The organism is Kiritimatiellaceae bacterium, assembly GCA_013141415.1.
Taxonomy (GTDB): Bacteria; Verrucomicrobiota; Kiritimatiellia; order Kiritimatiellales; family Tichowtungiaceae; genus Tichowtungia.
Genome location: JABFQY010000006.1, coordinates 47,640 through 64,692, shown reverse-complemented (window position 1 = coordinate 64,692; position 17,053 = coordinate 47,640). Strand labels below are relative to the sequence as shown.

The following is a 17,053-nucleotide window of genomic DNA, read 5'->3' as shown; positions in this document are numbered from 1 at the left end:
CCTTATTTGTCTTCGACGCAGCGGGCCAGTTCGCCGGCAATCATACCGAGTGTGCCGGCCGGAATAGGCGTTTCGAGTGTGTTTTCGAAAAGTTCATGCAGATCGGTTTCGGTACAGATTCGTACGCCGCCGACATTCGCGAGGTTGCCCTGCGGGCGGTTGCCGACGAAACAGACGACCGGATAAACCGGTGCCGCCGGACAGCCGACGGCGGTGAGATGATCAATCAATGCGGCGGCTTCTTCACGAACCTGTTTGAGCGGCGGACGGCTCGGAGCGTGTCCGTTGCAGAGAACCTGTCCGTTTTCAAAACGGATTTCGCCGGCCCAGTTTTTGGTTTCAATGACGAAGATTCCGGCGGGCGCGGCGACGATATGATCAAATGCCGGGCCGCCGGGGTCGAGCTGCAGGTCGTGGAAAACCGTATGATTGGCCGGCAGGAAGGAAAGAATACGCGCGACGGTTTCTTCTCCTTCCGCTCCCCGGAGAAAACTTTGCAGACGCCTCGTACTCCAGCCGATGAAGAGAGCCAGCGTGACGGCGAGCAGAACAAACAGCAGACCGGCCTGCGAGATCGAGATGTGCGGAACTGGAACGGCGGCGTGCAAAAGCCAGCCCGTCGCGAGACAGATGGGAATTAACGGCCAGAAAACGCGCAACGGGCCAAGGGTGCGGGGGCCTTGACCGGGACTGCCGTAAACTTTTGCAAAGCGGGGGCTGATTTTTTCGTTGTTCATGAATTGAACATACAGGAGTTTGCGCTGTCTGTAAACTTGACCTTTAGGCCCAAAAAGGGCTTATCTTTCGGACTCCAATATTCGAACGAAAGGCACTGTCTTGAATACGAAACCGTTTTTCCGCCGCGCCGACTGGATATCTTTCGGACTGACATTTTTGATTGCTCTCGTCATCTATACTCTGACGCTCGCGCCTACGGTTACATTGGAGGACTCCGGCGAACTGATCGTTGCATCCGACTATCTCGGCGTGCCGCACCCTCCGGGCTACCCGATCTGGTCTCTTTTAACCTGGTTTTTTCAATGGGTTTTCAACGGTGTAACCTATCGTGGTTATCCGAACCCTGCATGGGGTGTCGGATTCTGTTCCGCTTTTGCGGGCGCGCTGGCCTGCAGCGTCCTGGCTCTGCTGGTGAGCCGTTCCGGTATAGACATCCTGCACAGTCTGAAAAAAGAAACCAATGTGCTCGGCGAGAAAACGGAAAGCCTTTTCTGCTGTGTGGCCGGTATTTCCGGCGGACTGTTGCTGGCGTTCAGTCAGGGTATGTGGTCGCAGTCGGTGATCGCTGAAGTTTACGCGCTCAACATTCTTTTCCAGACCGCCGTGCTGTTATTTCTCTACCGCTGGATGATGGAGCCGGAAAACCCCAAACCGCTTTTCCTGATGGCCTTCACCTTCGGACTCGGCTTGACCAACCACCAGACTCTTTTGTTCATGGGTGCTGGCGTGGCTCTGGCCGTATTGCTGCGCCACATCCGGCTTGCCCGTGACTTCGCGGCAGTCGGGTTGTTTTATGTTGTTATGGTCATCCTCAACAAAGTGATGGCCGCCGACCCGCAGTATGCGAACTGGTGCTGGGTGTCAGGACCGGAAAATATCGGATTCTGGTTCTGGACGATCTATGCGGTGGCCGTTCCGGTGCTTGGACTGGTTCTGCCGAACGGAAAGACGGGTTGCGCCACCTATTTGCTGATGCTTCTGGGCCTGTCTTTTTATCTTTATATGCCGCTCTCTTCGGAGCAGAACCCGCCGATCAACTGGGGCTATCCGCGCACATGGGAAGGGTTCATGCACGCCATCACCCGCGGGCAGTATGAAAAAGTCACGCTGACCGACGTTTTTTCGCCCATGTTCCTGAAGCAGGTTGGTGCTTACCTTCACGACTTGCGCGCACAGTTTTTCGGGCCGGTGGCCCTGCTGGCCGTTCTGCCATTCGCCTTCATTGTGCGCATCGGACGGAAAAACCGCGACTGGCTTTTGACAACCGTGGCGGCATTTGTCGGTGTGGGAATTCTTTTCATCATCCTGCAGAATCCGAAACTCGACATTCAGACGCTGTTTATTGCCCGCGTTCAATACATCCAGTCGCACGCCATTTATGCGGTCTGGATCGGCTACGGTCTGCTGCTGCTGATGGCGTGGCTCGAAGCGCTGGTCGGGAATAATCCGGTTACGAAATGGGTCGGCACATTGCTTGTTTTCCTGCTGCCGTTTTCTCTGATTCATAAAAACTATTACAACGAAGAACAGTTCAAGGTCGTTGGCGGTTCTGAACAAAACGGCCACGACTTCGGCTGGCAGTTCGGCAACTGGGAATTGCGCGGGATCGAAGGGATCAAAGAGGATCTCAGTTACGAGGGATATTTTCCTTTTGAACGGCGCCTTTCCGATGCCGAGTTTGAAAAGGTCTGGAACGAGTATCCCGAATCGTTGCGCAAAAATAATTATCCGCCGCCGATGGAAACCAATGCGCTTTTCTTCGGCGGTACCGATCCGGGACGGTTTGTGCCGACCTACATGATCTACTGTCCGGGTGTTCGGCCTGACGTTTACCTTATCACCCAGAACGCGCTGGCCGACAATACCTTCATGAACACCACCCGTGACCTCTACGGCGACCAGCTTTGGATTCCGTCGCTGGCCGACAGCAACCGCGCCTTTCAGGAATACATACAGAGCGTTCAGAGCGGAAATACCGCCGACGCGGATGTGAAGATCGAAGGCGGTCGCGTACAGGTTCAGGGCGTCGGCGGCGTCATGAAGATCAATGGGATTCTCTGTAAACAGATTTTCGACCACAACCAGTACATCGCAGAAGTAAAGACGGACGAATCCACCCGGGAATCCGGTTCCGCTGTTGTTCCGCGTAATCCGGTCGGCCCGGACGGCAAGCTTCTCAAGCGCAGTTTTTATGTCGAAGAAAGTTACGTCATTCCCTGGATGTATCCGTATCTGACGCCGCACGGACTCATCATGAAAATCAATAATGAGCCGACGGAAATCACGCCGGAAATGATTAAAAACGATCATGAGTTCTGGGATTGGTACACCAAGCGGCTGGTTAGCGACTCGAAGTTCACCCGCGATGTATGCGCCCGCAAAACCTTTTCCAAACTGCGCAGCGCCATTGCCGGACTGTATGTAGCACGTGGCAACATGGCAGAGGCGGAATACGCCTTTAAGCAGTCCGTTGAGCTGTATCCGCTCAGCCCGGAAGCTGTTTTCCGGCTGGCTGACCTTTATATGCGCCAACGCCGTCTTGATACGGCTCATAAGGTAATTTCTGATTTCGTTGCTCAGGATGTTCACAATGATAATGCACAGGGATTTTTGAAGCAGATTGAGCAGATGCAGAAGATGATACTGCGCAAAGCCGAGCTGGAATCTCTGTTGCGCGGAGGACAGACCTCCGACATCAACGCGACCTTTGAGCTTCTTCAGATTTACAATGCGTTACAGGAGCAGGGGCCGATGCGGCAGCTTCTTGGCGAAGTGCTCCGGTTGAATGTTCCGCCGGAAATCTACCTGCAACTTGCGCAGATGCTGACGCAAATGAACCGCGTTGATCTGGTCGAGCCGGTCATCCTGAAATATCTCGGAGCCAAACCGGATGACCTCCATGTTCAGATCGAACTGGCGGCTGTACGCACGGCGACGGGCCGCACCGGACAGGCTCTCGAAACGATTAAGAGCGTGGTTGAAAAAGGCGGCGAGCCGATTCGCACTGTATTACGAAAAGACCAGCGTTTCCAGCCGCTATGGAAGGATCCACGTTTCCAGACGCTTGTTCCGCCTGCATCTTCCCCGTCGATCCGGACACCCTTTGGTGCCGCGCCGCAACAGCAGCCGACCGGCGGGTTTGGCGCGCTTTCGTTCTGATTAAAACGGGAAAGCGGAAGAGGCTTAGTCGTTTTGAATGGCGGCGGCGATAAAGTCGCGGAAGAGCGGGTGCGGCAGAACCGGCTGGCTCTTCAGTTCCGGATGGGCTTGCGTGGCGACGTACCACGGATGGTCAGCCAGTTCGATCATTTCAACCACACCGATGTCCGGATTGGTGCCTGAAATAATCAGTCCGCCTTTTTCGAGCTGCTCGCGGTAGTTGTTGTTCACCTCGTAGCGGTGACGGTGGCGTTCTGAAATTTTCTTTTCGCCGTAGGCTTCAAGCGCTTTCGTGTCTTTTTCAAGTACGCAGGGGCAGGCTCCGAGACGCATGGTGCCGCCTTTCTCGGTGACGGTACGCTGTTCTTCGAGCAGGCAGACCACTGGATGCTCTGTTTTCACACCGCGTTCTTCGTCGAATTCAGTCGAATCCGCGCCCGTGAGACCGCAGACGTTGCGGGCGAATTCAATTACGGCGCATTGCAGGCCGAGACAAATGCCGAGGAACGGAATCTTATTTTCTCGGGCATACTGCGCCGCGCGGATTTTGCCTTCCATGCCGCGCGAACCGAATCCACCAGGAATCAGAATGCCGGAAACGGTTTTTAAAATATCAGGGTTCTTCTCAATCTCTTCGGCTTGGAACTTAACGATCTCCACCTGATATTCCGCCGCATAACCGCCGTGATACAGCGCTTCGTAGATAGACTTGTAGGCGTCCTGAAGTTCTGAATATTTTCCGACGACGCCGATTTTGACTCTGCCCTTCGGATTTTTTATCACCGAGATGAGTTTCTGCCAGTCCTTGAGCGACTTGGTGGGTTTGGCAATGCGGAAGTGGTTCAGGATCAGCTCGTCCACACCCTGTTCGGCCAGCACGAGCGGGATTTCGTAAATGGAGGTTTCGACATCTTTTTCGACGATGACGCACTCTTTGGATACGTTACAGAACATGGCCAGTTTATCGAGGTGCTCGTCGTTCAGATCCACTTCCGTGCGGCAGACGATGATGTGCGGCAGGATGCCGATTTCTCGCAGCTTGGCGACGCTCTGCTGGGTCGGCTTGGTTTTTACTTCACCGGCGGCGCGGATATACGGAACGTAAGTCAGGTGAATGTACATGGAATTGTCGCGGCCGACATCGGCACCAAGCTGGCGTAGCGCTTCAAGAAAGATGAGGCCTTCGATGTCGCCGACAGTTCCTCCGAGTTCGATCACAATCACGTCGGGGTTTTCGGATTCGAGCTGGCGGATTTTAAATTTAATCTCGTTGGAGATGTGCGGGATCATCTGCACCGTGGCGCCGAGATAGTCGCCGCGCCGTTCTTTATGGAGAACGTCCCAGTAAATGCGGCCCGCGGTGATATTGCTCTTCTGCGAAGTGGGTTGGCCGGTGTAGCGCTCGTAGTGGCCGAGATCGAGGTCGGTTTCCGCGCCGTCGTCGGTGACATACACCTCGCCATGCTGATAGGGACTCATGGTGCCGGGGTCGACATTGAGGTAGGGGTCGAGTTTCAGCATGCGGATATTGAGTCCGCGGTTAATCAAAAGCCGCCCGATAGATGCGGCGGTGATTCCCTTGCCGAGTGAAGATACAACGCCGCCGGTTACGATAAGATATTTGGCCATTTTCTGTTCCACAGTCCTGTTTAGAGTGCTCGTGCTACGGGAAGGCACTTTAAGGAGGTCGCGTGGGGTTGTCGAAGGAATAGTTTTAGGGTTTGGATAAAATTTACGAATTTTAGATCCCATACCTTATGGCCATCTGGGCACAAAAAAAACGGCCCCGAAACTTCGGGGCCGTTCGAACCGCCTGTTAGGCAGCCGGTTCGAAGTATTCCTTGCCGACGCCGCATTCGGGACAAACCCAGTCATCCGGGATGTCTTTAAACGCTGTGCCGGGGGCGATACCGTGTTCCGGATCACCGGCAGCCGGATCATAGATGTAACCGCAAGGTACGCAGGTATATTTTGTCATGAGATATCTCCTCTTTTTACTTACATGATTTTACCGAGATTTTCCATAAACGCCATCCGGCGTTTGGCATCATCTTCCGCCTGCTTGAAGAGCGATTCGGCTTCGAGCGGAGCGGCTTTGAGCAGCGCGGTGTAGCGGCGTTCGCTGCGGATGAATTCCTGAAAACTGCCTGTCGGCGGTTTACTTTCCCATGTGAAGCGTTTGCCTTCTTCGCCGGCCGGGTTGTAACGGTAGAGCGGCCAGTAACCGCATTCGACCGCCCGTTTTTCTTCCAGCTGCGTCTTCATCATGTCGATGCCGTGCGCAATACACGGAGCGTAAGCGATGACGATCGACGGGCCGTTATAGGCCGCAGCTTCCATCAGCGCTTTCTGCGTCTGCATGCGGTTGGCACCCATCGAAATCGAGGCGACGTACACATAGCCGTAGCTCATGCACATGAAACCGAGATTCTTTTTGCCCATCCGCTTCCCGGCGGCAGCGAACTGAGCGACCGCGCCGATCGGGGTGGACTTGGACATCTGTCCGCCGGTGTTGGAGTACACTTCGGTGTCGAGCACCAGAATGTTCACGTTCTTGCCGGAGGCGACGACGTGGTCGAGTCCGCCGTAACCGATGTCGTAGGCCCAGCCGTCACCGCCGAAGATCCAGACGCTCTTGTCGGCGAAGAAATCTTGCAGTTCGGTAATCTTGGCCAGCACTTCTTTCAGCTCGCCCGAAGCGGTTTTGAGCGCGCCCGGCAGGAGCATCTTGACGGAGTTCTGTGTGATAACCGCGGCATCGCTGACGGTGTTACCCGTTTCGAGCGCTTTGGTCATTGCGGCGGCGAGGTCTTTATCAACACCCAGCGCGATGGCGCGGGTCGTCAGGTCGCCGAGCATCTTGCGGTTCTGGTCAACGGCCAGGCGCATGCCGAGGCCGTATTCCGCATTGTCTTCGAACAGAGAGTTGCCCCATGCCGGACCGCGGCCTTCCTTGCTCTTGCAGTAGGGCACTGCCGGGAACGTTCCGCCATAAATGGAGGAACAGCCGGTGGCGTTGGCGACCATCATGTGCTCGCCGCAGAGCTGGGTGACCAGTTTGACATACGGAGTTTCGCCGCAACCGCCGCAGGCGCCGGAGAACTCAAACAGCGGCTTCTTGAATTGCAGGCCTTTGAGCGTCGATTCAGCGGCACCGTCGAGAACATTGTCCGGTAGCGCTTCGAAAAACTCAGCGTTCTTACGTTCGCCAGCTTCGCGCTCTTCTTCAATCGTCTTGAATTCAAGCGCCTTGGTTTTGGCCGGGCAGGTTTCGACGCAGACGCCGCAACCGGTGCAGTCTTCGATGTAAACCTGAATCTTGTATTCCAGATTCCGGTCGTTCTTGGTGTTCGACTTGATGGTGCAGAAACCTTCCGGCTTGTTCATCAGGTCTTTCGGATCCATCTGCTTAGCGCGGACGACGGCATGCGGGCAGGCCATGACGCACTGGTTACACTGAATACAGTTTTCTTTGACCCAGTGCGGAACCCGCGGAGCAATACCGCGTTTTTCCAGCGCGCTGGTGCCGGTTGGCAGTACGCCGTCGAACGACATTTTGGAAACCGGAACGTCGTCGCCTTTCAGCAGCAGTACCGGTTCCATCACATCCTTGGCGAAACAGCCGGGCGCTTCGTTGATCAGCGTTGGGAACACATAGGACTTAGTGATCGTCGCCGGAATCTTGACCTGTTCGAGTGCGGCGCAGGCTTTATCTACGCAAGCCCAGTTCATCTTGACGATATCTTCGCCCTTTTTGGCGAAGCTCTTCTTGATGGCGCTCTTAATCAGCTCGATCGCCTTGTCCTGCTCCAGCACGCCGGAGAGTTTGAAGAAGGCGGTCTGCATGACGGTATTGATGCGGCTGCCGAGACCGGCTTCGACCGAAATCTTCAGCGCGTCGATGTTGTAGAACTTAATCTTGCGCTGAATGATGATCTCCTGCATTTCGCGCGTCAGGTGGTTGAACACCTCGTCGCTCGGAATATCGGAAGTCAGCAGGAACGTTCCGCCTTCTTTGATGCAGCTGAGCATGTCGTAGCGGCCGATGTAGGCCGGGTTATGACAGGCCACGAAGTCGGCGTGCTGAATCAGGTACGGATAGTTCACGCTGCTCTTGCCGAAGCGCAGATGCGAAACCGTGATGCCGTAGGATTTCTTCGAGTCGTACACGAAGTAGCCCTGCGCGTTCATGTCGGTGTTGTCGCCGATGATCTTAATCGAGTTCTTGTTCGCGCCGACGGTGCCGTCCGAGCCGAGACCCCAGAACATGCAGTTCACCACGTCCTTGGCTTCGATGTTCAGTTCCTTGCCGACTTTGAGCGACAGGTTGGTCACGTCGTCGTTGATACCGACCGTAAAGCCGTGGGTGGCCGCGCCGTCGAGATGGTCGTAAACGGCCTTCACCATTGCCGGTGTGAATTCCTTGGAAGAAAGACCGTAGCGGCCGCCGATAATCTTGATGCCCTTGTTGTCGAGTGCGGCGGTGATGTCGAGGAACAGCGGTTCGCCGATGTTGCCCGGCTCTTTTGTGCGGTCGAGTACGGCGATCTTCTTGACGCTCTTCGGCAGACAGCCGACGAACGCTTTGACCGAGAAGGGGCGGAAAAGACGGACTTTGATCAAGCCGAGTTTTTCGCCCTTGGCGTTGAGCTGGTTGATGGTCGCTTCAATCGTGTCGCAGGCCGAGCCCATCGCTATGATTACTTTTTCGGCGTCCGGCGCACCGGCGTAGTCGAACAGGTGGTACTGGCGGCCGATCTTTGCGGCCAGCTTGTTCATGTAGTCCTGCACAATTTCCGGCAGAGCGTCATAATACTTGTTACAGGTTTCACGGCCCTGGAAATAAACGTCCGGGTTCTGCGCGGCAACTTTCAGTACCGGCGACTCGGGGCGCAGTCCGCGTTTGCGGAAGCGTTCGACAAATTCCGGCTCCAGCAGACTCTTGATTTCGTCGTAGGAAATTTCTTCGACTTTCTGAACTTCGTGCGAGGTGCGGAAACCGTCGAAGAAGTTTACAAACGGAACCTGACCCTTCAGCGTCGAAAGGTGGCTAACGATGGCAAGGTCCATTGTTTCCTGAATACCGTTGGCGGCGAGCATCGCCCAGCCGGTGTTGCGGACGCTCATCACGTCGGAATGGTCGCCGAAAATCGAGAGCGACTGCGCGGCCAGCGAGCGGGCCGAAACGTGGAAAACCGCCGGCAGCATTTCGCCCGCAATCTTATACATATTGGGGATCATCAGCAGCAGACCTTGCGACGCCGTGAACGTCGTCGTCAGCGAACCGGTGCTCAGCGCGCCGTGTACGGCACCGGCGGCACCGGCTTCGGACTGCATTTCCGTCACGCTCACTACGGAGCCGAACATATTTTTGCGACCCTGGGCGGCCCAGGCGTCTGCATATTCACCCATGTTGGATGAAGGGGTAATCGGATAAATCGCCGCGATTTCGCTGAAGGCATACGCCACATGCGCCGCCGCTGTATTTCCGTCAATCGTCACCATTTTCTTACTCATACCTGATTCTTTCTCCTGAGGATTGTGCGTTTCTATTTAAAATCCGTGAAAACTCTCATCTCCGGTTTGTTGCCTTTGCCGCTTTCCTACCGGTTTTCCGTAAAAGTTAGGTTCGTGCAAATCCGGTTTCCGCTGTTTGTCATGCGGAGCTGAGAGAATTTCAAAAATTGCTCCCGAACAGAAGCCTTTTTTGACGGGAAAATCAGATAAATGTCAGTGTCGGCTATCCGCCGTAAAGCATTGTAGCCGCGATCCGCGATCGCGGAACCGAGGTCAAGGACCTCGGCTACAAGGTGGAACGCGACCGCCGGGCGCGTTTTGCTTGTCCGCCGAAGGAGGAAGCGTGCTCGGCGATCACGCTCCACCTTCGAGGAATGATGAACAGATCAACTTGCCGGTTCTTGCGCAAATTCAGCTTCTTAAATTCATCTCCTTGGCCTATAACGTCGCGGTGTGAAGACACCTCAAATTACGTTAAGGAGCTGAAAATGATGAAAGTAAGAGCACTGATCGTCCAGTTTGTGGTTATCCCGTTACTTTGTTGTTACGGAAGTCCTCCTGCGAATGAACTTCCCATGTACGGCGAAGGATTGAAATCGCCTGAAGTTCAGAAGGCGAATCTGGAGTTCGTCGATTGGGCTGTAAAGGAATGTGGAAACAGGGAAAAAGCAAGCGATGGATACGTCGAACTTGGCTGGAAATATTATGATCGGAATGACCTTAGTACGGCGATGAAGCGCTTCAATCAGGCTTGGCTTCTTAATACAAACAACGCAGACGCCTATCAGGGGCTTGGAGCTATTGTCGGGCGGCGTGCAGAAACGGAAGCTGATATTCGACAATCTGTAACACTGTTAAAAATAGCCAAAGAGAAGGCTCCAGAGAATGGTCGCATCACGATCGATCTTGCAGTTTCTCATATGACGCTTGGAGCGTTCCTTAATTTTAAGAAGAAGAAAGGTGCAGAGGATGAATTCTCAAAAGCGCAGGATCTTTTTGATGAAGCAATGAAGACGGAATCTGCGAACTCCAACCTTTACTACAACTGTTCGGCTCTTGAGCTTTATAGGGGAAACTACCTTTCAGCGAAGGCGAAACTTGATGAAGCAGTACGTCTCGGATACACGCCTTCTCCCAGCTTTCTGAAGGACATGGATCACCTGAAAGAGTTGAGCGAGAGAAATACAAAGTAAGTAATCTCACATCCGCTTTTTCAGCTGGGAGATCATCACTGCGTCAATCAGCGCGGCGGGCAGGGCGCGGCGGACGAAGGCTCCGAAATAGGCGACGGCGGTGACGCGGGATCGGATCGGCGGGCGGGCACTTTCCAGACATTGGAAAATTTTCTCAGCGACGGCTTCCGGCGGTTTCATAAACTTTTCTGCCGTGCGGGCGGCCCGTCCGGTTTTTCGGGTTTCAATCGCTTCCTTATAAAACTCCGTGAACGGCGAGTCTGGATTCAGCCCGTAACGCTCGGTGCGGTGCGCCAGATTTTCAGAAAACTTGGTCTCAATCGGCCCCGGCTGAACAATCGAGACAGCGACGCCGGAATCGAACAGTTCGCGGCGCAGTGCGTCGGAAAGCGCTTCGACCGCGAATTTTGATGCCGAATAGATTCCGGCGAACGGCAGGCTCAGTTCTCCGACCACCGAGCTGACGTTGACGATGCGGCCGTAACCTTGTTTGCGGAAAAGCGGGATGAAGCGGTTGGTCAGTTCCTGCAAGCCGAAGACGTTGACTTCAAAAATATCGCGGAGCATGACGCGCGGCGCGTCTTCGACCGCCGAGGTCAGCCCGAACCCGGCGTTATTGACGACGGCACCGAGCTGTCCGCCGAAGCGGCGCAATACTTCGTTGGCGGCATCGGCGATCGACGCGCTGTCGGTCACATCGAGTACGATCGGGTCAAACCCTTCGGCGCGGAGCATTTCGAGGTCGGCGGGTTTTCTGGCCGTCGGAGCGACCTGCCAGCCGCGGTCGCGCAGAAGCCGCGCCGTCGCCAGTCCAATGCCGGATGAACATCCCGTTACCAAAACCGTTTTTATTTTAACTTTTTCAATCATCAGAAAAACAATGCCCGAAATCTAAAACCTTTGGAAGCCGCAACGCAGTTGCTTTGGAAATTGACCGGGCCGGAGCGGTCGTTTACTCTCTGCGCCTTTGAGACGCAAGGCATTAGCAGGGGATTTTAAGCATGGCGAATACAGTTTTAATCGGCGCGCAGTGGGGCGATGAAGGCAAGGGCAAGGTCATTGATGTGTTGACTGCAAATGCGGACTGGGTTGTCCGTTATCAGGGCGGCAATAACGCCGGTCACACGGTGGAAATCGGCGACCAGAAGTACGTCTTGCATCTGGCTCCGTCCGGCATTCTTCGCCCCGGCGTAAAGTGTGTCATCGGCAACGGTCTGGTGGTCGATCCGATCGGTCTGACCGAAGAACTTCAGGATTTGGAAAAGCGCGGCATCGATATTCGCGGACGGCTGTTCATCAGTGACCGCGCCCATCTGGTGATTCAATACCACAAGGAACTCGACGGCGCGAAGGAAGCCAAGCTGGCGACCGGTAAAAAGATCGGCACGACCAAGCGCGGTATCGGCCCGGCCTATTCCGACAAGGCCGACCGCTCCGGCCTGCGGATGGGCGATGTTCTGGAGTCCGATTTTGAAGTGATGCTGCGTGAGCGTATCGCGGCCAAGAACGCGATGCTGGCCGTACTTGGCGCGGCTCCGCTGGATGCCGACGGGCTCGTGGCCAAGTACCGCGTGGCGTTTGATTATCTCAAGCCGTTCATTTGCGATCCGGTTCCGATGCTTAACGCCGCCGTGCGCGACCCGAAGACCAACGTGATTTTCGAAGGCGCGCAGGGCGTTATGCTCGACATCGATTTCGGCACCTATCCCTTTGTCACCTCGTCGTCAACCGGCGCGGGCGGTGTCGCCACCGGCGCGGGCGTTCCTCCTCACCAGATTGATGATGTGATCGGTATTGTCAAAGCTTACACGACTCGCGTCGGCGAAGGCCCGTTCCCGACGGAGCTGCTCGACGCCGATGGCGAAGAACTGCGCAAAGTCGGCCGCGAATTCGGTGCGACGACCGGCCGTCCGCGCCGTTGCGGCTGGTTCGATGCCGTGGTCGCACGTTATTCCGCCATGCTTTGCGGTATTGACCGCTGGGCCTTGATGAAAATGGATGTGCTCGACGGATTTGAAACGATCAAAGTTTGCGTCGCTTACGAATGCGACGGCGAACGGGTTGAAACCGTTCCGGCCAGCATCAGCAAGCTGTCACGCTGCAAGCCGGTCTATGAAGAGTTTAAGGGCTGGAATTGCTCGACCCGCGACGCCACGACCTTTGAAGAACTGCCGAAGCAGGCACAGAAATATGTCCGTTGGCTTGAAAAACTGACCGGCGTTCCGGTGAGTATCCTATCCGTCGGGCCGAACCGTAAGAGCACAATAGAATTGGCGATTTAAGATTGGCGATTGCCGATTGGAGACAGCCATGAATGCCGATGAACTGAAAGCTAGAACGAAGCAGTTCGCATTGCGGGTAATGACGTTGATTGATTCATTACCGAACACGACCAAAGGGCGGGTGGTTGCGAATCAATTGATGAAGGCGGCAACGTCTGTCGGTGCAAATTACCGGGCCGCCTGTCGAGGGCGCTCTCAGGCTGAGTTCATTTCAAAGCTCAGCATTGTTCTGGAAGAGTCCGATGAGTGTTGCTACTGGCTTGAACTGATTATGGAGGGTGGATTGATTCCAGCGGAACATGTAGCTGATCTTTATCGGGAAGCCGATGAAATCACTGCCATTATGACCGCATCGCATAAGACGGCCTGCAATAACCGATAAGTTTAAAATGGCATCTTCAATCGAAAATCATAAATCGCCAATCGCCAATGTTCCCCAGCACGTTGCGATCATTATGGACGGCAACGGACGCTGGGCGAAACAGCGCGGGCTGCCGCGACTGAAAGGCCATGAGCAGGGTGCCGAGTCGGTGCGCGCGGTGCTCCGTGCGGCGCGGCAGGCCGGCGTTAAATTTTTGACGCTTTACGCGTTCAGCACCGAAAACTGGATCCGCCCGAAAGACGAAGTCGAAGGGCTGATGAATCTGCTGGCGGTTTTTATGGATCGCTACGAAGGCGAGCTGCTGAAAAATAAAATCCGGTTGCGGGTGATGGGGCAGATTGAACGTCTGCCGGAAAAAGTTCAGAAGAAGCTCGCGAAGCTGATGGAGAAGTCGGCGAAGGATTATGAATATACGCTCATCATCGCGTTGAGTTACGGCAGCCGTTTGGAAATTGCTGAAGCGGCCAAGGCGATTGCGCGTAAAGCCGCCAGTGGCGAACTTGATCCGGAAACGGTGAATGAGGAAACGGTGGCGAAGCATCTTTATCTGCCGGACGTTCCTGATCCGGAACTGATGATCCGCACCAGCGGCGAACTTCGGTTGAGTAACTTTTTGCTCTGGCAGCTTTCTTACGCCGAGCTGTATGTGACGGATATTTACTGGCCCGATTTCCGTGAGCCGGAATTTTTCAAGGCGCTGGAAGCATTTAATCAGCGCGGTCGCCGCTATGGCGGAGTGACAACGAAATAGGAGAACGTATGGATAAGAAACGGATTTTACTGGGGCTGACCATCGCGTTGGTTCTTTCGAGCGCGGTTCTGCTGGTTCCGGCCGGAAACATTGCCGTGCTGCTGGGCCTGATGATTGTTTGCGGTTTGGCGATGCGCGAAGTATATGCGCTGATGGAACTGGGCGGTCTGACGGCATCCAAGAAGATGGGGATAACCTGCGGCCTGCTTTTTGTCGCCATGACCTGGCTGGTTTCCAAATACGGTTTTTCCGATGACGTGTTGTGGTCGCTGCTTCTGATTATCCTGATGATTATTTTTTTCCGGCTGTTCGGCTACACCGATGCACGGCAGGCGCTGCGCAATGCGCTCGGCACCATTTTCGGTTTTCTCTATGTGGCATTTTTCTGGAGCTTTTTTGTGCGCCTTTACATGGCGGGAAATCTGGCGGAGCCGACTAAGGCGGCGTTCTACTTGCTGCTCGCCGTCAAATGGGGCGATGCCGGGGCGTATTTCATCGGCTCGCGCTTCGGAAAACATAAACTATCTCCGCGCATCTCGCCGAAGAAAAGCTGGGAAGGCCTTTTCGGCGGAATTCTTTTTTCCTGCACGGTGGGTGTACTTTGGTGTTTCTGTACCGGTAATATGCTTGGGCAGCATTCATTCCCTCTTTATCAGGCACTGCTTCTCGGTGTTCTGCTTCCAATTATCGGAACCATGGGCGACCTCGTGGAATCGATTTTCAAGCGGGCTGTGGATATCAAAGATTCCGGCGCGATTGCTCATGGTATGGGCGGTATGCTCGACATGATCGACAGTCTGCTGTTTACTGCGCCGTTCATGTACATCTACATCAAATTTTTCCTGTGCTAGAAAGGCGGACGTTTCCCCATGCTTGAAATGCTCCTCACCGGTTGGACTGTTTTTTACACCGTTTTCGCCGCGCTGTTTCTTTTTGGCGTCACCGTCTTTGTTCACGAGTTCGGCCATTTTATCGTGGCGCGCCGTTGCGGACTGATTGTTAAAACCTTTTCCATCGGCTTTGGTCGCGCCGTTGTTCAGTGGAAAAAGGACGGCATCGTTTACAAAATCGGCTGGATTCCGTTCGGCGGCTACGTTTCGCTTCCGCAGCTCGATCCGGAAGGGATGGAAAAAATTCAGGGCGGCGAATCAAAAGAAACATTCCCTGAAATTTCACCGTGGAAAAAAATCGCCGTCTGCGTTTCTGGTCCGCTCGGCAATATCGTGCTGGCGGCTCTGCTGGCCGTCGCCATTTGGCTGATTCCCGGCAACGAAGCAGGTACACAAATCCGTCCGATCATTGGAACCATTGAAACCAACAGCGCCGCTTATACCGCCGGTCTGCGCCAAGGCGACGAAATCATCACCGTTAACGGTGCCGCCATTAAAAACTGGTATGACTTCACCGTGGAAGCGTTGCTCAAAAACAGCGATACCGTCGCGCTGGATGTTCGCAATGCCGGTGTTGAACGGCATTTGGATATTCCGGTGGTCAAAGGCGATGAGGGCGTACGAACGATTGAGGGAATTGAACCTGCCATTCCCTGTTTGTTTGGTTCGGTAACCAAAGGCAGTCCGGCTGATCGCGCCGGCATAAAAAGCGGCGATACGGTGCTTTCGTTCAACGGCGTTGCCATTTTGGGCTGGGAGAATTTCACCGAACTGGTTCAAGCGGCTAAGCCGGGGGTTCCGGCGGCGCTCACCATCGGGCGCAAAGGTGAAACGCTCGCGCTTTCTATCGTGCCGGAATACAACGCGGAATATAAACGCATCATGATCGGCGTGCAGCTCGGCGGCAGCGGCCTTCCGTGGATGCTCTACCGCAATCCGGTCGAGCAGCTCAAATATGATGCGCTCGCCATTGTTCGTGTGCTCAAAGCGCTGATCACACCGTCAGAAGCCAAGCAGGCGGCGGGCGGACTTGGCGGGCCGATTGCAATTTTTTCTCTGCTCACAATGTCGATCAAGATGGGAATCCTGAACACGTTTGGGCTGATCCGCTTTCTCAACGTTAACCTTGCGGTACTGAACCTGTTGCCGATTCCGGTACTCGACGGAGGTCACATTGTTTTCTCACTTTGGCACGGCATTACCCGTCGCAAGGTAAATGTTAAGGTGCAGATGGCACTGATTAATCTGTGCGCTGTTCTGCTGATCGGCGCGATCCTGATGATCTCTTTCAATGACATCGACCGGAAGTTTCAGGTAAAAAAGTTTTTCGGCAGACTGTCGGGTCAGACGGAACAAGTAAAAGAGAAGTAATGGATCGGTTCCATAAGCGGACGTTTCTCAGCGGCTTGCCGCCGCTGCGCGCCATCGGCCTGCTGGTGCTGATGGGCTTTGCGCTATTTGTTTCGTTCCGGATTTTCACACCGCCGGTAAAAACCGTGCAGATTCTGTCCGCGCCTGACGGGAGCCGCGATGCGCGGTTACAGCACGTTTACTATTATTCAAAGCCTGGCTTTAAAATCGCTGTGCGCGAACGGCATCTTTGGCACACGCTGTTCTATCTAGCCGAATACACCAACGCGCCGGCCGGAGCGCTGAATGAACAGCTGCGCTGGAGTGATGATTCAAAACGGCTCTACTTCGACATCAACGGCAAGCCGGTCTGGGGCTATGATTTTGAGACCCAATTATCCAAACTCAAATCGCCGTGAATGCGGATGACGCCGTTCTCTTCGGAGACGTGCAGTTCCTTGCCGGGGAAGGTGATCGGAAGCCGCTTTTCCAAACGTTGGAAAACTTTGACTTTAATCTCCTCCCGCACTTCGATCGGCACATTGATGAGCGTGGAGAGGCGGATTTCGACGACGTAGCCGGGGCCGTATTTCGAGCCGAATCCCGCTGAAAAAGCCGCGCCGACATTGAAGAGTCCATCATCTTCCGGATTGGCGGTGATGCCGCGCGCCGGACGGGAAGGGTGGAGTGAATAGTTCCCGCCGTATTCGGTTTCGAGTTCGGCATCAATGGCGTCAAAAACGCCTTTGAGCGTTTCCTCCCACTGCATGGCTTCGCGGCTTCTCATGGAT

Annotated in this window: 14 protein-coding genes; 8 read left to right on the top strand and 6 right to left on the bottom strand. The window is 54.7% G+C overall.

What is annotated here, in order from left to right; translation table 11 throughout:
* Window positions 1-2: 2 nt before the first annotated feature.
* On the bottom strand, window positions 3-737 hold the full coding sequence (locus HOO88_09065; GenBank protein ID NOU36903.1) for an NERD domain-containing protein: 735 nt from the start codon (window positions 735-737) through the stop codon (window positions 3-5).
* A gap of 100 nt (window positions 738-837) precedes the next feature.
* Here HOO88_09065 and HOO88_09060 point away from each other — a divergent pair, with 100 nt between their 5' ends.
* Entirely contained in the window at window positions 838-3,897 is a 3,060-nt protein-coding gene (locus HOO88_09060; GenBank protein NOU36902.1) for a DUF2723 domain-containing protein, read from the top strand.
* A 24-nt stretch (window positions 3,898-3,921) separates the two neighbouring features.
* Here the strand turns inward: HOO88_09060 and HOO88_09055 are convergent, their stop codons facing one another.
* The 3 genes from HOO88_09055 to nifJ all read right to left on the bottom strand — a co-directional run bounded on the left by HOO88_09055 (window position 3,922) and on the right by nifJ (window position 9,414).
* A complete protein-coding gene (locus tag HOO88_09055) occupies window positions 3,922-5,526 on the bottom strand; it encodes a CTP synthase (GenBank protein ID NOU36901.1) in 1,605 nt (534 codons plus the stop codon).
* A 187-nt stretch (window positions 5,527-5,713) separates the two neighbouring features.
* Window positions 5,714-5,875: a rubredoxin gene (locus HOO88_09050; GenBank protein NOU36900.1), complete on the bottom strand. Its 162-nt coding sequence runs from the start codon at window positions 5,873-5,875 to the stop codon at window positions 5,714-5,716.
* Window positions 5,876-5,895: 20 nt separating this feature from the next.
* Window positions 5,896-9,414: a pyruvate:ferredoxin (flavodoxin) oxidoreductase gene (gene nifJ / locus HOO88_09045; GenBank protein NOU36899.1), complete on the bottom strand. Its 3,519-nt coding sequence runs from the start codon at window positions 9,412-9,414 to the stop codon at window positions 5,896-5,898.
* 488 nt (window positions 9,415-9,902) lie between these two features.
* Here nifJ and HOO88_09040 point away from each other — a divergent pair, with 488 nt between their 5' ends.
* Window positions 9,903-10,607 (top strand): hypothetical protein, encoded by a 705-nt coding sequence (locus tag HOO88_09040; GenBank protein ID NOU36898.1) that lies wholly within the window; start codon window positions 9,903-9,905, stop codon window positions 10,605-10,607.
* Between the two features lie 6 nt (window positions 10,608-10,613).
* On the opposite strand, the gene HOO88_09035 is transcribed toward HOO88_09040, so the two are convergent.
* Entirely contained in the window at window positions 10,614-11,477 is an 864-nt protein-coding gene (locus HOO88_09035) for an SDR family NAD(P)-dependent oxidoreductase (GenBank protein ID NOU36897.1), read from the bottom strand.
* Between the two features lie 131 nt (window positions 11,478-11,608).
* On the opposite strand from HOO88_09035, the gene HOO88_09030 reads away from it, so the two are divergent.
* Genes HOO88_09030 through HOO88_09005 form a run of 6 tightly spaced genes read left to right on the top strand, consistent with a single transcriptional unit; the run spans window position 11,609 to window position 16,681 of the window.
* Window positions 11,609-12,889, top strand: coding sequence for an adenylosuccinate synthase (locus HOO88_09030; GenBank protein NOU36896.1), 1,281 nt, complete (start codon window positions 11,609-11,611; stop codon window positions 12,887-12,889).
* Window positions 12,890-12,917: 28 nt separating this feature from the next.
* Window positions 12,918-13,271 carry a four helix bundle protein gene (locus HOO88_09025; GenBank protein NOU36895.1) on the top strand — a complete coding sequence of 118 codons (354 nt, stop codon included), beginning with the start codon at window positions 12,918-12,920 and terminating at the stop codon, window positions 13,269-13,271.
* 7 nt (window positions 13,272-13,278) lie between these two features.
* Complete coding sequence (locus HOO88_09020) at window positions 13,279-14,022, top strand: isoprenyl transferase (GenBank protein ID NOU36894.1); 744 nt, start codon at window positions 13,279-13,281, stop codon at window positions 14,020-14,022.
* Between the two features lie 8 nt (window positions 14,023-14,030).
* Complete coding sequence (locus HOO88_09015; protein ID NOU36893.1) at window positions 14,031-14,873, top strand: phosphatidate cytidylyltransferase; 843 nt, start codon at window positions 14,031-14,033, stop codon at window positions 14,871-14,873.
* Window positions 14,874-14,891: 18 nt separating this feature from the next.
* Window positions 14,892-16,283, top strand: coding sequence for an RIP metalloprotease RseP (gene rseP / locus HOO88_09010; protein NOU36892.1), 1,392 nt, complete (start codon window positions 14,892-14,894; stop codon window positions 16,281-16,283).
* Window positions 16,283-16,681 carry a hypothetical protein gene (locus tag HOO88_09005; protein ID NOU36891.1) on the top strand — a complete coding sequence of 133 codons (399 nt, stop codon included), beginning with the start codon at window positions 16,283-16,285 and terminating at the stop codon, window positions 16,679-16,681. The genes rseP and HOO88_09005 overlap by 1 nt, the downstream gene beginning before the upstream one ends.
* On the opposite strand, the gene HOO88_09000 is transcribed toward HOO88_09005, so the two are convergent.
* The gene (locus HOO88_09000; protein ID NOU36890.1) at window positions 16,639-17,049 is read right to left on the bottom strand and encodes a hypothetical protein; all 411 of its coding nucleotides are present in this window, start codon (window positions 17,047-17,049) and stop codon (window positions 16,639-16,641) included. The two genes, HOO88_09005 and HOO88_09000, sit on opposite strands and share 43 nt — an antisense overlap.
* Between the last annotated feature and the right edge of the window lie 4 nt (window positions 17,050-17,053).

Excerpts from the sequence above, each read along its gene's own strand:
- HOO88_09055 (NOU36901.1), bottom strand. The coding sequence starts at position 5,526 with ATGGCCAAATATCTTATCGTAACCGGCGGCGTTGTATCTTCACTCGGC.
- HOO88_09050 (NOU36900.1), bottom strand. The coding sequence starts at position 5,875 with ATGACAAAATATACCTGCGTACCTTGCGGTTACATCTATGATCCGGCT.
- HOO88_09065 (NOU36903.1), bottom strand. The coding sequence starts at position 737 with ATGAACAACGAAAAAATCAGCCCCCGCTTTGCAAAAGTTTACGGCAGT.
- HOO88_09025 (NOU36895.1), top strand. The coding sequence starts at position 12,918 with ATGAATGCCGATGAACTGAAAGCTAGAACGAAGCAGTTCGCATTGCGG.
- HOO88_09030 (NOU36896.1), top strand. The coding sequence starts at position 11,609 with ATGGCGAATACAGTTTTAATCGGCGCGCAGTGGGGCGATGAAGGCAAG.
- rseP (NOU36892.1), top strand. The coding sequence starts at position 14,892 with ATGCTTGAAATGCTCCTCACCGGTTGGACTGTTTTTTACACCGTTTTC.
- HOO88_09005 (NOU36891.1), top strand. The coding sequence starts at position 16,283 with ATGGATCGGTTCCATAAGCGGACGTTTCTCAGCGGCTTGCCGCCGCTG.
- HOO88_09000 (NOU36890.1), bottom strand. The coding sequence starts at position 17,049 with ATGAGAAGCCGCGAAGCCATGCAGTGGGAGGAAACGCTCAAAGGCGTT.
- nifJ (NOU36899.1), bottom strand. The coding sequence starts at position 9,414 with ATGAGTAAGAAAATGGTGACGATTGACGGAAATACAGCGGCGGCGCAT.
- HOO88_09035 (NOU36897.1), bottom strand. The coding sequence starts at position 11,477 with ATGATTGAAAAAGTTAAAATAAAAACGGTTTTGGTAACGGGATGTTCA.
- HOO88_09020 (NOU36894.1), top strand. The coding sequence starts at position 13,279 with ATGGCATCTTCAATCGAAAATCATAAATCGCCAATCGCCAATGTTCCC.
- HOO88_09040 (NOU36898.1), top strand. The coding sequence starts at position 9,903 with ATGATGAAAGTAAGAGCACTGATCGTCCAGTTTGTGGTTATCCCGTTA.
- HOO88_09015 (NOU36893.1), top strand. The coding sequence starts at position 14,031 with ATGGATAAGAAACGGATTTTACTGGGGCTGACCATCGCGTTGGTTCTT.